The sequence below is a fragment of the Bacillus sp. YH3-2-B2 genome (assembly GCF_053663335.1).
In genome coordinates this window covers 1-15,384 of record NZ_JBSJQE010000003.1, presented here as the reverse complement: position 1 = coordinate 15,384, position 15,384 = coordinate 1, and the positions used below count along the sequence as shown (strand labels likewise).

Here is a 15,384-nt window from a genome sequence, read left to right as displayed (position 1 = left end):
AAATTTTACAGGCTGTATCAGCTGCAGTAAATAAATGAAAATTGATAGCCGGCTATCAATAAAAATCATAGCAAGAAGGTGCCCTTACATGGAAAGCGGAGACTTAAAGATTTTTCAGGCTGTCGCCCGCAAAGGAAGTATTTCAAAGGCGGCAGAAAGCCTGCATTATGTTCAATCAAATGTGACAAACCGGATTCAGCAGCTGGAACGGCAATTGCAAACACAGCTTTTTTACCGCACAAATCGGGGAATGACGCTGACGCCAGCAGGTGAAAACTTATTAAAAGACGCAGACAGAATCCTTCAATTGCTGCATGAGGCGCAAAAAACGGCGCAAGAGGCAGGCGATCCGAACGGCCCGCTTCGAATCGGTTCTCTTGAAACGGCGGCAGCCGTCCATCTCCCTCAATTTTTCACGGAGTATTGCAGCCGCTACCCGAAAGTACAGCTGTCGCTGTCAACCGGTGATACACATACCTTAGTGCAGCGCGTTCTACACTATGAGCTGGACGGCGCTTTTGTTTACGGACCGGTCGAATATGAAGATCTTGAGCAAGACGCTGTATTTCAAGAAGAATTGGTCTTGGTTTCAAATAAGCGGGAAGGCAGTTTGCAAGACTTGCTGCGAGAGCCGATTCTGTATTTTGCCGCGGGCTGTTCGCACCGCCGCAAAATAAAAAACATACTGAAAGAAGAGGCAGTGCCCGCACATAAAATCATTGAATTCGGTACGTTGGAAGCCATTATTGGGGCGGTGCAGGCGGGGATGGGGGTCTCCTTTCTGCCTGCATCAGCCGTCCGTTATTTTCAAAACAGGAAAAATCTTTTTCTTCATGAGCTTCCTGAACATTTTCGGAATATGAATATATCATTCATCTACCGGAGTGATTTATTTTTGACATCGGCGTTTGAAGAACTGCTGAATGGATTAAAAACATTATCGAACGGAAAATGAGAAAACAGAACAGCTGTGTACGCCAATTTTTTTCGTTCCGGTTTTTCTTAAAAAACTTTCTTTTTCAGGAAATTTATGTATAATAAAAGAAAGTTTTTCGTATAAAGAATCTGCAATGATAAGGACATGAGACATTTTAACCGGCCATACAGAGAGGGGAGGAACGGCTGAGACCTTCCCGGCACGAAGAATGAGCTTACCGCTTTTTGAGCTGTATCGGTGAACGAGAGCAAGCCGATACCGTATAGCCGCGTTACGGCAAAAATGAGCCGTCACTTAAAGTGGCGGGAATTTGGGTGGAACCGCGGGTCTGACACACACTCGTCCCTTGCTTTGGGATGAGTGTGTTTTTTATTTTATTAAAAATAAAGGAGAGATTAGACCGTGAAGAAGCCACACATTGTGATTACTTTTCCTGACGGGGAACAAAAAAAATACCGGAAAGGCGTTACGTTAGAAGAGATCGCCCAATCAATCAGTCCGAGTCTGAAAAAGGCGTCTGCCGCCGGAAAGATAAACGGATCGTTATATGACCTTAGAAGAAGCATTCATAAGGATGCGGCGATTGAACTGTGCAGTTTTCAGTCTGAAGCGGGACTGGAAGTGATGAGACACACAGCAGCACACGTATTGGCGCAAGCGGTAAAACGTCTGTATCCGAAGGTTTGTTTAGGGATCGGACCCGTTATTGACAATGGCTTTTATTATGATTTTGATATGGATGAAACGATTACAGAAAAAGAATTGGCCGTCATTGAAAAAGAGATGAACCGAATCATTTCGGAAAATCCGGAAATTATCAGAGAAGAAATCTCCAGAGAAGAGGCAGAGCAGCTGTTTGCTCATGAACCGCTGAAGCTTGAGCTCTTAGCAGGTATTCCGCAGACTGATACAATCAGTATATACCGCCAGAGCGAATTCATTGATTTATGCCGCGGTCCGCACTTGGCGTCTGCCGGACAGATAAAAGCTTTTTCGCTCACTCATGTATCGGGGGCTTATTGGCGCGGCGACAGCAATCAAAAAATGCTCCAGCGCATCTATGGGAAAGCATTTTCCTCAGAAAAGGAGCTGAACAGACATTTTCAGCTGTTGAAAGAGGCGGAGATGAGAAATCATCGGAAATTGGGAGCGGAATTACAACTTTTTATGTTTTCGGAAGAGGCGCCGGGTATGCCTTTTTATCTGCCGAACGGTCAGTTTATCCGAAACACGCTTGAATCATTTCTGCGTTCAAAGCAGGATGCCTATCAGTATCAGGAAGTGCGCACCCCTATGATGATGAACCAGCGTCTTTGGGAGCAATCCGGCCACTGGGATCATTATAAAGAGAATATGTATTTCTCAGAAGCCGATCATCAGCGCTTCGCGTTAAAGCCGATGAACTGTCCCGGCCACATGCTCATTTTTAAAGAAAAGCTTCGTTCTTATCGTGATCTTCCGATTCGGATGGCTGAGTTCGGTCAGGTGCACCGTCACGAATTCAGCGGGGCGCTTAATGGCCTGCTCCGCGTCAGATCTTTTTGCCAGGATGACGCACACATTTTTGTAACGCAGGATCAAATCGAGAGTGAAATTGCTTCGGCGCTGCAGCTGATTCACGAGGTGTACACTGCATTTGGTTTTTCCTATGATATTGAGCTGTCAACAAGACCTGAAGATTACATGGGAAGCGAAAACTTGTGGGACAGGGCTGAGAGCGCATTAGAAAAAGTATTAAAAGAACAGGGATACCGTTTTCGGTTTAATCGGGGAGATGGCGCATTTTACGGACCGAAAATTGATATTCATATAAAAGATGCGCTGAACCGGAGCCATCAATGCGCCACTGTCCAGCTGGATTTTCAAATGCCGGAGAAATTTGATTTAACATATATCGATGAAAAAAACCAAAAAGTCCGTCCTGTTGTCATTCACCGGGCAGTATTCGGTTCTCTCGACAGATTTCTCGGAATCATTACAGAACATTTCGCAGGAGCGTTCCCTTTATGGCTTGCACCGGTACAGGCGAAAATCATCCCAGTCTCAAACACCGCACACCGGGACTGCGCAGAACAGGTGCACCTGCAAATGAAGAAAGCGGGTATCCGGGCTGAGCTCGATCAGCGTGATGAAAAACTCGGCTATAAAATCAGAGAAGCACAAATGAAAAAAATACCGTATATTGCGGTTGTGGGAGATCAAGAGTGCCGCCATCATTCTGTACATGTAAGGCAATACGGGCGGGAAAACACATTTGAAGAGAATGTGAGTGATTTTATTTCCCGGATCATAAGAGAGACAAAACAAAAAATAGAGTTTCAAGAAAAATAACATTGACATATCGCAAAATCACGATATAATAAAGCGTATGAAACCTATTGATGTTTTTAAAGCGTTGTCTAATGAGTCACGGCTTGAGATTTTACAATGGCTGAAAGAGCCGGACCGTCACTTCGCACCGCATGATGGCATTGATATGAATGAGATCGGAGTATGTGTCAGCCAGATCACCGATAAGCTTCAGATGACACAGTCAACGGCGTCTCAATATCTTTCCATCCTTCAGCGGGCAGGCCTTATCCAAACAAAACGGATTGGCAAATACACCTATTATAAAAGAGATGAAGATGCGATAAAGGCGATGGCCGATTATTTTCAGCGCGAAATGTAGGGCTGAATCCTTTAGAAGAGGGATTCAGTTTCTTTTTCCGACTACACATCGACATATTGCGATTTGTTTCTGTTTGTTCAATTCTTTATATCGATATATCACAATATATCTTTATATAAATCATCAATGAAGGAGTGTGTCAGGTGCAAAATACCTGGAAGATTTACATTTTGGCAATTATCAGCTTTTTAGTGGGGACGTCTGAATATGTGATATCCGGGATGCTTGATAAAATTGCAGGTTCCTTGGGAGTTACTGTGGCAGCAGCAGGGCAGCTGATTACGATTTTTTCACTTGTTTATGCAATCGGAACGCCTGTCATGATGGCCCTTACAGCAAAACTGGATAGAAGGAAGCTCATGATCTATGCTCTTGGATTGTTTGTAATCGGAAATATCATTTCATTTCTCGTACAGGGATACGGCTTATTTGCGGCAGCCCGGGTGATCATGGCGCTTGGAGCAGGAACTGTGGTGGTCACCGCGCTTACGATCGCAGCAAAAATCGCTCCCCCGGGAAAACAGGCAAGTTCTCTCGCAACAGTCATTATGGGGTTTACGGCGGCGCTCATTATCGGTGTTCCGATCGGAAGAACCGTGTCTGAAGCTTTCGGCTGGAAGGTGGTTTTCGCCGGAATTGCGGCAATCGGAATCATTGCTATGCTTATTATACGTTTCGCGTTGCCTGAGATAAAAGGAGATAAACCGGTGCCGCTCATTCAGCAATTTTCTCTTTTGAAGAAACGAAAGGTGGCTGTCGGGCTGGCTATTACGTTTTTTTGGCTCGGAGGCTATTCGGTTGCGTATACGTACCTTTCTCCGTATTTACTGAACGTCACTCATATCGGCAGCGGAATACTGAGTACATTGCTGCTTATTTTCGGTGTTGCAAGTCTTGCCGGTTCTAAAGCAGGCGGTTTCAGCGCAGACAAATGGGGGGCGCGTATGACATTAACCGGCGGAATGGCGCTTCATGCTATCATGCTCATGTTATTGCCGTTTGTCACACATTCTGCTTTCGGAGCGGCGGCAGTGCTTATTTTTTGGTCCTTCGCCGCCTGGTCATCAGGACCTGCTCAGCAGTATCATTTGGCAACGATGGAGCCTGAATCATCGGGTGTATTACTTGGCCTCAACCAGTCCGTGATGCAGCTGGCTATGGCGGCCGGGGCGGGCATCGGGGGCCTTGTTGTCACTCATCTGTCTCTTGCGTCAGTGACATGGATCGGATCAGCGGGTGTTGTCATCGCGATGTGCAGCGTGCTTTCACTTGCCTCGTTAACATCTGAAAAACCCTCATCTGAATACAGTGCAGAATAAACAAAAGCCTCATTTCTCAGCTTGAGAAACGAGGCTTTTTGTCTAGTTATTTTTTATATTGTTTCAAGTTTACGCCGATTGCGGCTCCGTTTCGGCTTGAGTCGGCAACTCCGGTGAAGGTGCCGTTTTCACGGTCGATCAGGATGCTTTGCACATTACCGATATCAACAGGGCTGCTGCCGAATTTATGCCCCATTTCGTTCAGTTTTGTGCGGGCTTCTTCCGGCACTCCTTTTTCATATCGATAGGATGTCATGCTGTTTGTGTAAATTCTCGGCTCTTCGACCGCCGCTTTCAGATCCATGCCGTACTCAACTTTGTTCAGGATCGTTTGCAGGACGGAAGAAATAATCGTTGCTCCGCCGGGAGAGCCGACAGTCAGGACAGGTTCGTTATTTTTGAATAAAATAGTCGGAGTCATGCTGCTGAGCGGACGTTTATTCGGCTGCACTTCATTTGCGCCGCCAGGCACCGCATCGAAGTCTGTTAACTCATTATTCAACACAACGCCGTATCCGGGAACCATAATGCCGGAACCGAACAGCTGTTCAATCGTTGTCGTATAAGATACGACATTGCCGAAGCGGTCGGTTACCGTGAAGTGAGTCGTTTGGCCTTCTTGTTTGTCAGTCGGCTGCTTCACTTGTTTATAGTTTGCAGAACCTTCCTGATAGGCCCAAGGGTCGCCGGCTTTCGGTTTTTTATTGACTTTATCAATATCTATCAGCTGTCTGCGGGCATTGATATAATCTGGATTCAAGAGGCCTTTGAGAGGGACGTTGACGAATTCTGGATCCCCGGCAAATGCGGCGCGGTCAGCATAAGCCAAATGCATCGTTTCTGCGAGAAGCTGATATTTTTGCCAAGAACGGATATCATATTGAGAAAGCTTAAAATCATCCAGGAGGTTCAGCATTTGCAACAGGAAAACACCGCCCGAGCTTGGAGGAGGAGCAGTTGCGATATGATAGCCCTGGTAATCTCCCCAGATCGGTTCGTCAATCGTCACATTGAAGTTTTTAATATCTTTTTCTGTCATTGAGCCGCCGAATTCCTGCACTGTTTCCGCAAGCTTTTTGGAGAATGCACCGTCATAGAATGCTTTTGTGCCTTTGTACTTAATAGCTGTAAATGTTTTGGCTAAGTCTTTTTGGATGAGTGTGTCTCCTTCTTTCAGAGGTTTTCCGTCCGGAAGAAACACGTCTTTTGCAGCGGTGTGTGATAATTTGTCTTTATAATCTGAGATGGCATCAGCTAAAACCGAATCGATCGGAAAGCCTTTTGAGGCAAGTTTAATGGAAGGGGTGATGAGTTGTTTCATGGAGCGTGTGCCCCATTTGTCGAGCGCTTTTTCAAGTCCTTTTAATGTTCCCGGAACACCGACTGCAGTCCCTTTAGTAACGCGTTCGGAGAAAGGGATGGCTTTGCCGTTCTCGTCAAGGAACATATCCGGTGTTGCGCCTGCCGGTGCGCGTTCCCGGCTGTCGATAATGGTGGTGTCTTTCGTCTTCGCATCATAAACCATCATAAATCCGCCGCCGCCGATTCCCGACATCATAGGTTCAGTTACGTTTAATGCGAATTGAATGGCGACCGCGGCGTCAACTGCATTGCCTCCTTTTTTCAGCACGTCGGCACCGATTTGTGAAGCGAGAGGATGGGCGGTGGCAACCATGCCGTCTTTGCCGACATCTACCTGTTTGTAGTCGTCATAGGAAAACGGGTGTTTCTTAGCCTGAGCGTGATAAGGGATGCTTCCGGCCGCGAGCAAAGTACTGAGCAGAACGATAAAACAGAGATTCATAAACTTTTTCTTTTTCATAGTCTGCCTCCTTTGTTTTCCGCTTACAATTATAGAGTAAGTAAAATGTGCTGTTTTCACAAGTGACAAACGGAATAGTCCGGTGCGCAAAAAGCCGGAGTTTCTGTGTGAATGTAATCAGTCGCAAATAGGCTAAATGGGAAACCGGACAGAAAAAGCTGTGAAACAAGCATAAAGACAAAAAATAAGCTACAATAAACAAAACAGAATTCACTCACATGACATATGAAAGGAACGTGAGCCATGTATTTAACGATCAAAGAGACAGCTGAGTTTACCAGTCTTCCTGAAGAATATGTGCACAATCTTGTTTTGACGAATAAAATAAGGGCCGTACATGACGGACAGCAATATTTAATCAACAAGGAACAATTTCAAACCCATCTCGAACAGCTGGAAAAATATAAGGAAATGATTCAAGAGTTTTTAAATGAGCCGCTTCCTGAAGACATTGATGTAAAAGATGAAGACTAGGACACAATTTCATATTGTGTCTTTTTTTTTTTATTTTTTTCGGTTGCTCACAAAAAAACGAATGCTCAGATTTCGTTTTAAGGACGTTGTTTTTCTTTTTTAATACCGTGAGTATCTATTGATTTAAAAGCCCGCCACCGGGTCGAAAATGATGTTTTTGAAGACTTCGATGAAACTGCATGCCTTATTCCCCTTATGTAACACTATGTATATTATGTTACATAAGGCCCTTCATCCTTTATCATTCAACAGGTTTCGGCTATAATAGTAACATAATGCTCAATATGTTACTTTACCAATTATAAGGAGTTTTTTGATGCATATCGTACAGCCGATCCGAAGTTTGGAGAAGATCCAGGAAGTCAAACAGTATTTAATGAAGAAAAGTGATCGTGATTATTTTTTATTTATTTTCGGCATGAACAGTGCACTGCGGATTTCTGATGTTCTGCCGCTTCGCGTGAGGGATGTAAGGAACAAAGACCATGTGTGGGCAACCGAAAGCAAAACGAGAAAGAAAAGAAAAATTCTGATACTGGAGTCTTTAAAGGCCGACATATACGCTTATACAAAAGACATGAAAGAGGATGACTATTTGTTTAAATCGAAACGGACGAATAAGCCTATTTCCCGGATTCAGGCATACAGAATATTAAAGGAAGCGGCAGCCGCTTGCGGATTGGAGGAAATCGGGACGCATACGCTTAGAAAGACGTTCGGGTATCATTTTTATCAGAGGACAAAAGACATTGCTGAACTGCAGAGGATTTTGAATCATTCTTCTCCGTCTATTACAATGCGTTATATCGGAATAGATGAAGATACGACGAGAGCCGCCTATAAAGTGTTCGGAGGGCTGTAGGCTTGAAAAAAACGGCCGCCAGCGTTACTATAATAGAAGCAGGCTCTAGTAGCACAGCGGATAGTGCAGCAGTTTCCTAAACTGCAGGTCGGGAGTTCGAATCTCTCCTAGAGCGTTTTTTGTATAAGATAGGCGCATATTAATAATGTCGGCAAAACAGAAAACCCCTTGTTATACAAGGGGTTTTTGAGTTTAATATTTTGCAAGAACCTGGTGGAAATGATGTGAAAAAAGCCCGCTGTAAGCAAGCGGGCTTTTTCTTATATGACAGCATCAAATTGATTGACTTTCCAAACGTTGTTTTCTTTTACGAATGTTACATCGCGTTTTGCTGACGGAGAACCGTCAAGAGTCGGTACAGTGAAGCGGTATGCTTGAACGCTTCCTTTTTTAGAAAGAAGAGTCATTTTTGCTTTTTTCCAATTCAGGAGGTTATCTCCGTCGCCGACCGGAACAGCCAATTTGCCGTCTTTTACAGTGAAGTGGTAATCTTTGAGCCCTTTGTCAATCGCTTGCTTTGTAAAAGCGGGTGTCAGATATTTTACGGCTTTCGCTTTTGTTCCGAGGTCTTTGCACATAAAGACGTATTGAAGATTTTGATATTCAAACGGTTCAGATGTGCAGTTTGCGTTTGATTTAAGCGCACCGCCGCTCATCGTGTTCCAGAAATGTTCTCTCGCTGACAGGGCCAGTTGAAGTGCTTGTTTTTGTGTAAGGTCATTAGATGCATTTTTGGCGGTCGCCGCAGTGCCCAATGACAGAATCAATGTAATAGTAGTGAGGAATAATAGCCATTTTTTCATGATATAATCTCTCCTTCAATCAATCTCTTTCTCTTATGTTACAAATGTTACAATAATTACGGTAAGATTACAATACCTTTTCAGAAATATTTTCCGGACTTTTTATTTTTATGGTTTATTTCCATGTAAGACGTGAGAAAAAGATAAAGAGTTTCATTGAACAAAAGGTTTTTACAAGCTGTCTGCTGAATAATAAAATGGAAGAAAATCAAAAAAGGAGTCCTACATATGGAAGTACAAGATCATTTAGAAACAGCGGAAGGCCGCGGCCAGTCTGTCTGGCGATCGATGTCACTGTTTTTAGTGCCGCTGCTTTTAAGCAATGTATTGCAATCTGTCGGCCAATTGGTCGGAATGGTATTTGTCGGAAGGTGGCTTGGAGTCGATGCGCTTGCCGCTGTATCGTCTTTTTTTCCGCTGTTTTTTCTGCTGATCTCCTTTACGATCGGAATCGGTTCGGGAAGTTCCATTCTGATCGGGCAGGCTTACGGCGCGAAAAACGAAGAGAGGATGAAGGCGATTGTCGGCACTACACTGACTTTTACCTTTATGCTCGGTGTTGTTCTGGCAGTTGTCGGCAGTGTGTTTACACTTGATATTCTGCGGCTGATGGGAACGCCGGAAAACGTAATAGATGTCAGTGTCCGATATGCGCGCATTTTGTTTTGCGCAATGCCGCTGATGTTTTTATATTTTGCGTATACGACATTTTTACGCGGAACGGGAGATTCAAAGACTCCGTTTTATACGTTAATCGTCAGTACAGTCATAAACATCGGGCTCTTGCCCTTATTGATTCTCGGGCTTTTCGGACTTCCGAAGTTCGGCATTTACGGTTCGGCGTATGCAACCGTGATTTCAAACATCGTGACATTTATCGTACTCATGGTTTATTTGCGGAAAAGGAAACATCCCTTGGCATTTGACCGGACTGCGCTCCGTTCTCTTAAAATGGACAAAAAGCTGCTCGCGCTTTTACTCCGTCTCGGGATTCCGTCGAGCATCAATATGATTCTCGTGTCACTTTCTGAAATTGCGGTCATTTCATTTGTCAATCATTACGGATCAAACGCGACGGCTGCTTACGGGGTTGTCAACCAAGTGGCGAGTTATGTGCAGATGCCGGCGGTAAGCCTCGGTATCGCCGTTTCAATTTTTGCCGCCCAATCCATAGGAGCTAATCAATTCGGCCGGCTGAAGCAGGTCATCAAAGTCGGGATCGGCCTGAATTATTTGATCGGCGGGGTTTTGATTGTGCTGATTTACACCTTCTCCCGGCAGATACTGGCTTTGTTTTTAACCGATCAGGATACACTCCGCATTGCCCGCAATCTGATTATGATTACCCTTTGGAGCTATTTGATTTTCGGTCACGCTCAGATTGTTTCAGCAACAATGCGGGCGAGCGGTACGGTGTTATGGCCGACGATTATCAGCATTTTTGCGATTTGGGGAATTGAAGTGCCTGTGGCCTTTATTCTTTCTCATTATACGAATCTCGGCATTCTCGGCATTTGGGTCGGTTATCCAGCGGCTTTTGTCGTCAGCCTGCTGCTGCAATACGGATATTACCGGTTTGTATGGAAGAAAAAACAGATTACCCGGCTGATTCAATAAGGTTTTACCGCACATCGCTCAATTCATACGGGCGATGTTTTTTTTAGAGAAGGAAAACGAGTTTAGAAAATGGAATTCCTATACATGCTAGAAAACAAGGAAAGGGCAGGTGCTTATGACGATTGAACATACGACTTATTTAGGAGTTTCAGCCATAAAGGCGGAGACTGATCAGGCTGAATGCATCATTGTGCCGGAGTGGGGATCAAATGTCATATCGCTTCGGGATAAAAGAACCGGTATGCGGCTTCTGAGAGAACCGGAAACTGCGGAGGAATTCCTCAAAAAACCGATGCTGTACGGCATTCCCGTTTTATTCCCGCCGAACCGGATTACGGACGGGACGTTTCGTTTTGACGGCCGTGCGTATCAATTCGAGATAAACGAAGAGGATAAACATAATCATATTCACGGCTTTCTTCACAATCAGCATTGGAAAGCGGCGGCAGCGAAAGAAGAGGGGGACGGAATGACAGTCGAAACAGAAATTGATCTTTCAAAGATTCCCCGTGTTCATAAACAATTTCCGCACGATGTCATTGTCCGGATGACCTATACATTAAAAGACAATGTGTTTACGCAGCGGGCGCTGATTATGAATAAGGGAACGGAGGCTTTTCCTTGGGGGCTAGGCTATCATTCCACATTTGTTTTCAATGAAGAGCGATCCCGCCTATTTTTGACGGCTGACCGCATGTGGGAATTAAATGAACGTTTCGTACCAACGGGCCGTTTATTGGATGTTCCTGATAAAGAAGCGTTCCGTCACGGGATGTCTTTGAAAAATAAACAGTTTGACGATGTTTTTCTTTCTTCCGGACGGAATGGCGGCAATAACGAAGCTGTTATTTATCATCCGAATGAGAAATTATCCGTTTTGTATCAGGCAGACACGTCTTTCAAGCATTGGGTGGTATATAACGGCGACGGAAAGCAGGGGTTTGTCAGTCTTGAGCCTTATACTTCCGTTACAGATGCTTTTAATCTGAATCAGCCTGCATCACTGACAGGGCTTCAGATTCTGAAACCGGGCGAAGAAGCGGCTGCGTCATCCAGGATCACCATTTTGCATGACGAAGAATAGGAAAGAGGCGGGATAACATTGAAAACATATGTGAAACGCTTGTGCGCGGTGATTCTGCTTTTGATCATTGCCGAAGTTCCTTATATTGATGATGCGGCTAAGGCGGCTGAACAAAAAAATACTTTGCAAAAAGAGCTGGAACACATTCTGGATGAAGAACCCGCTTTAAAGGGAGCTTCAGCGGGCGTCAGTGTCCGGTCAGCAAAAACAGGGGAGGTGCTGTTCGGCAGCCGGGAAGATATGCGGCTGAGGCCTGCATCATTGATGAAACTGCTGACGGCATCTGCGGCGCTTTCCGTTCTCGGAGAAGATTACACCTTTAAGACAGAAGTACGGACAGACGGCGCCGTGAAAGGAAAACAGCTGCGCGGAAACCTTTATCTCAGGGGAAAAGGCGATCCGACCCTATTGGCTTCTGATTTTGAGAAGATGGCTAAACAAGTCAAAGCCAGAGGCATCCATGTCATTAAAGGAGATCTGGTCGGGGATGATTCGTGGTATGACGATACCAGGTATTCAGTTGATCTTCCGTGGAGTGATGAAGGCCAATATTATGGCGCGCAAGTATCAGCTCTTACTGCTTCCCCAAATGAAGATTATGATACCGGAACGGTGATTGCTGAAATCACCCCGGCGAAACAGCCCGGTAAAAAGCCGCGTATTTCGATTTCTCCCCATACGGACGTCGTTCGTGTGAAAAATGAAGTGAAAACCGTCGCTTCTGATGAAAAGAAAGAATTGACGGTTGAACGGGAGCACGGTGGCAATGTGATTACGATAAAGGGAACCATACCTGCCGGCTCGGCAAAGGCAAGAGAATGGGCGGCAGTGTGGGACCCGTCGTCCTATGCTTTAGATTTATGGAAACAAGCGCTTACTAAACAGGGTATAACTGTAAAAGGGAAAATCAGAACAGGGCGAATGCCGCACCGCACCCAGCTTGTCACATCACGGACGTCCATGCCTCTTTCAGAATTATTGATCCCGTTTATGAAACTGAGCAACAACGGGCACGCCGAAATTCTGATCAAGGAAATGGGAAAAGTGAAAAAAGGGGAGGGCAGCTGGGAAAAGGGCTTGGACGTGATGAAATCGGAGCTCAAATCGTTCGGGCTGAATCCGGATGAATTGATTGCAAGAGACGGATCCGGCGTTTCTCATATTAACGGCGTATCCGCCGGCCAAATCGGAGAGCTTTTGTATGCGGTTCAGAAAGAAAAGTGGTACCCGGCTTTCCTTCGTTCGCTCCCTGTCGCCGGTGCAAGCGACAGAATGACGGGAGGCACTCTTCGGAACCGGCTGAAGAATACTCCGGCAGAGGGCAAAATTAAAGCGAAAACCGGGTCACTAACATCAGTCAGTTCGATTGCCGGCTATGCAGACACAAAAACAGGAGATACGCTTATTTTTTCCGTGCTTCAAAACGGGCTGCTTGACGAAGATGACGGAAAAGACATTGAAGACAAAATCGCAGTCGTGCTGGCAAATCAATAAGAAGGGCCGGATCCTTAGAGGGTTCGGCTTTTTTTGATGTCTGTAAAACATTATATTGCGATTATGAATCAATCTTTTCAAAAAGTAATATCACAATATACTTCCTTTTTTTTACATGATACTTTCTTACTTGTTCACCGATTTTTCATTTTCTAACATGAAACTTCTTTTCAGGAGGCAAAACCTTTTTAAAAGCGCAATTAATTATACATTTTATTCCTTATTATAGTGTTTAAGAACCAGTTTGCAGTGTGCATACATACCGTTTTACATGGTATAAAGATTATAGAAATGAAGAAATGAAGTGAGGAATATATACTATATTCTAAAAAATGTTAGAGAAAATTTAATTTTTTATTGTGATTTCTAAAATATGTTTTAAAATAATGCTTATATGGATGATTTAGTCATATGCTGTCGAAATTTAATTGTAATTATTTCACTTTCTTATCCTCTTAAATTGAAGCGGAGGGATTCCATTGAAGAACACTGTTTATTCTTTAACTCACGCACAAAGAAGAGTGTGGTTTACCGAGCTGCTCGAACCGGGCACAAGTATCTGCAATCTCGCGGCATGCGTCAAATTCAGGGGGGACATTGATTTTGACGTACTGCGCCATGCTTTAGATTTTTCTATCTCGCAAAATGATTCGCTCAGGTTTCAACTGACAGAAGGGGACGGATCAGAACCCCAGCTGTATCTGGCCGGGCATCGGCCGATTTCTCTAGAGACTGTTGATTTTACTCATACTGATAACTCAGAGCGGGACGCATGGATTGACACGCAGACCCGTGTTCCGTTCAAGCTGTTTCATTCACCTCTGTATCAATTTACTCTGCTTGTCATGTCAGACGAAGAAGTTTGGCTTTATTCAAAATTTCACCATATTATCATGGACGGCATCTCGCTCAACCTGCTCGGCAACCAGCTCATTGATATCTACCAAAAGATCATGCGGGGCGAGGATTTAGCTGAACATCACAGGCCTTCCTATCTCAGCTACATGGAAAAAGAACAGCAATACTTACAGTCTTCCCGTTTTCAAAAGGACCGTTCATTTTGGACTGAAACATACCGAACCGTTCCGGAACACCTTTCACTGGCGGAACGAACCTCTCATCTTAGACAAAGCACTGCGGCTTCCAGAGATACAATCACTCTTTCTCACTCCTTAGAACAATCTATCCGGCGTTTTTGCAAAGAAAATAATATCAGCATCATCTCTCTGTTTATGGCTTCGTTATACATATGCATCAGCCGTCTGACGGCTAAAAAAGATATTGCCATCGGCACTTATTACGGAAACCGGGGCTCCAGGCTCGAAAAGGATATGCTCGGCATGTTCGTCAGCACACTGCCGATCAGAATGACGGCAGATCCTGATGCGGAGTTCCTGTCCTTTGTCCGCAGCGTAGGAAAAGAGCAGCTGTCTGTTATGCGGCACCAGAAATATCCTTACAATCTTTTTGTCAATGAATTAAGGCAGGTTCATCACGATTTGCAAAATATCATCGGGATTTCGATGCAATACCAGCCTCTCGCGTGGCATCAGGCGGAGGGCTTCGATTATGAAACGGCGATGTTTTTCAGCGGGCATACGGCAAATGAGCTGTCCATTTTAATTAAGGAGCGGACAGATACGGGGTTGATTGAGCTGAATTTTGATTATCAATCCGCTTTATTTACTGAAACATCGATTAAACGGATTCAAACTCATTTGCTGACGATCGTTGAAAATGCCGTTAGAAATCCAAACCGGCTGATTCGGCATATTGATATGGCGGATGAAAAAGAAAAGAAACGGGTGTTAACTGCGTTTAACCGTACAGAAACGGCTGAACCGCCGGCTCCGACGCTTCACGGGCTGTTTACCCGCCGCGCCGCGCTTTCGCCGCATTGTCCGGCGCTTCGTTTTCCGGACGGTATGCTGACGTACGCCGAGCTTGACCGGTACACAGACAGACTCGCTGTTCGGCTCCGCCAAAAAGGCGTCCGCAAAGAAAGCGTGGTCGGTGTGCTCGCTGAACGCTCGCCGGAGATGGTGATTTCAGTGCTTACCGTGTTAAAAGCAGGCGGCGCCTACGTGCCGCTTGACCCGGAATATCCGGAGGACAGGCTGCGCTATATGCTCGACGACAGCGGCGCCTGTCTCCTGCTTGCACAGTCGGGGTTATCCGTTCCCGGTTTTTCCGGCGAAACGCTAGAAGTGTCTCTTTCTGCCCTTACAGGTGAGGCGGAGACAGGGGCTGTCTCTGACGAAGCGGATGCTGATTCGCTCGCTTATATCATTTATACGTCCG

The 15,384-nt window shown here is 45.1% G+C and carries 12 protein-coding genes and 1 tRNA gene; 11 read left to right on the top strand and 2 right to left on the bottom strand.

All coding sequences use genetic code 11. The features are described 5' to 3' along the window. Positions 1 to 88 precede the first annotated feature (88 nt). The 4 genes from ACWJJX_RS10110 (at position 89) to ACWJJX_RS10095 (ending at position 4,927) form a co-directional block, all read left to right on the top strand. Complete coding sequence (locus ACWJJX_RS10110; protein ID WP_070081951.1) at positions 89 to 955, top strand: LysR family transcriptional regulator; 867 nt, start codon at positions 89 to 91, stop codon at positions 953 to 955. Between the two features lie 384 nt (positions 956 to 1,339). Further along, complete coding sequence (gene thrS, locus ACWJJX_RS10105; RefSeq protein ID WP_146276968.1) at positions 1,340 to 3,268, top strand: threonine--tRNA ligase; 1,929 nt, start codon at positions 1,340 to 1,342, stop codon at positions 3,266 to 3,268. A 37-nt stretch (positions 3,269 to 3,305) separates the two neighbouring features. Next, positions 3,306 to 3,608: an ArsR/SmtB family transcription factor gene (locus tag ACWJJX_RS10100; RefSeq protein WP_003153841.1), complete on the top strand. Its 303-nt coding sequence runs from the start codon at positions 3,306 to 3,308 to the stop codon at positions 3,606 to 3,608. 143 nt (positions 3,609 to 3,751) lie between these two features. Continuing rightward, positions 3,752 to 4,927: an MFS transporter gene (locus tag ACWJJX_RS10095; protein ID WP_058906088.1), complete on the top strand. Its 1,176-nt coding sequence runs from the start codon at positions 3,752 to 3,754 to the stop codon at positions 4,925 to 4,927. A 46-nt stretch (positions 4,928 to 4,973) separates the two neighbouring features. Here the strand turns inward: ACWJJX_RS10095 and ggt are convergent, their stop codons facing one another. After that, entirely contained in the window at positions 4,974 to 6,749 is a 1,776-nt protein-coding gene (gene ggt, locus ACWJJX_RS10090) for a gamma-glutamyltransferase (RefSeq protein WP_003153845.1), read from the bottom strand. A 243-nt stretch (positions 6,750 to 6,992) separates the two neighbouring features. Between ggt and ACWJJX_RS10085 the strand changes: the two genes are divergently transcribed. The 3 genes from ACWJJX_RS10085 (at position 6,993) to ACWJJX_RS10075 (ending at position 8,200) form a co-directional block, all read left to right on the top strand. After that, on the top strand, positions 6,993 to 7,223 hold the full coding sequence (locus ACWJJX_RS10085; RefSeq protein WP_003153848.1) for an excisionase family DNA-binding protein: 231 nt from the start codon (positions 6,993 to 6,995) through the stop codon (positions 7,221 to 7,223). 316 nt (positions 7,224 to 7,539) lie between these two features. Beyond that, positions 7,540 to 8,085: a site-specific integrase gene (locus ACWJJX_RS10080; RefSeq protein WP_003153850.1), complete on the top strand. Its 546-nt coding sequence runs from the start codon at positions 7,540 to 7,542 to the stop codon at positions 8,083 to 8,085. Between the two features lie 42 nt (positions 8,086 to 8,127). Beyond that, positions 8,128 to 8,200 (top strand) — tRNA-Arg (locus tag ACWJJX_RS10075). 145 nt (positions 8,201 to 8,345) lie between these two features. Here the strand turns inward: ACWJJX_RS10075 and ACWJJX_RS10070 are convergent. Further along, positions 8,346 to 8,888, bottom strand: a complete 543-nt coding sequence (locus ACWJJX_RS10070) for an IseA DL-endopeptidase inhibitor family protein (protein WP_077722425.1) — start codon at positions 8,886 to 8,888, stop codon at positions 8,346 to 8,348. A gap of 228 nt (positions 8,889 to 9,116) precedes the next feature. Between ACWJJX_RS10070 and ACWJJX_RS10065 the strand changes: the two genes are divergently transcribed. The 4 genes from ACWJJX_RS10065 to ACWJJX_RS10050 all read left to right on the top strand — a co-directional run. Beyond that, positions 9,117 to 10,505 (top strand): MATE family efflux transporter, encoded by a 1,389-nt coding sequence (locus ACWJJX_RS10065; protein WP_077722424.1) that lies wholly within the window; start codon positions 9,117 to 9,119, stop codon positions 10,503 to 10,505. A gap of 115 nt (positions 10,506 to 10,620) precedes the next feature. Next, entirely contained in the window at positions 10,621 to 11,589 is a 969-nt protein-coding gene (locus ACWJJX_RS10060; protein WP_077723164.1) for an aldose 1-epimerase, read from the top strand. 18 nt (positions 11,590 to 11,607) lie between these two features. Continuing rightward, entirely contained in the window at positions 11,608 to 13,083 is a 1,476-nt protein-coding gene (dacB, locus tag ACWJJX_RS10055) for a D-alanyl-D-alanine carboxypeptidase/D-alanyl-D-alanine endopeptidase (RefSeq protein WP_326360860.1), read from the top strand. Positions 13,084 to 13,562: 479 nt separating this feature from the next. Beyond that, positions 13,563 to 15,384: condensation domain-containing protein (locus ACWJJX_RS10050; RefSeq protein WP_454022955.1), on the top strand; the 1,822-nt coding region annotated here is incomplete at its 3' end.

Bases quoted from the DNA above. Each gene is read 5' to 3' on its own strand.
- ACWJJX_RS10110 (WP_070081951.1), top strand. From the start codon at position 89: ATGGAAAGCGGAGACTTAAAGATTTTTCAGGCTGTCGCCCGCAAAGGA.
- ACWJJX_RS10100 (WP_003153841.1), top strand. From the start codon at position 3,306: ATGAAACCTATTGATGTTTTTAAAGCGTTGTCTAATGAGTCACGGCTT.
- ggt (WP_003153845.1), bottom strand. From the start codon at position 6,749: ATGAAAAAGAAAAAGTTTATGAATCTCTGTTTTATCGTTCTGCTCAGT.
- ACWJJX_RS10085 (WP_003153848.1), top strand. From the start codon at position 6,993: ATGTATTTAACGATCAAAGAGACAGCTGAGTTTACCAGTCTTCCTGAA.
- ACWJJX_RS10080 (WP_003153850.1), top strand. From the start codon at position 7,540: ATGCATATCGTACAGCCGATCCGAAGTTTGGAGAAGATCCAGGAAGTC.
- ACWJJX_RS10070 (WP_077722425.1), bottom strand. From the start codon at position 8,888: ATGAAAAAATGGCTATTATTCCTCACTACTATTACATTGATTCTGTCA.
- ACWJJX_RS10065 (WP_077722424.1), top strand. From the start codon at position 9,117: ATGGAAGTACAAGATCATTTAGAAACAGCGGAAGGCCGCGGCCAGTCT.
- ACWJJX_RS10060 (WP_077723164.1), top strand. From the start codon at position 10,621: ATGACGATTGAACATACGACTTATTTAGGAGTTTCAGCCATAAAGGCG.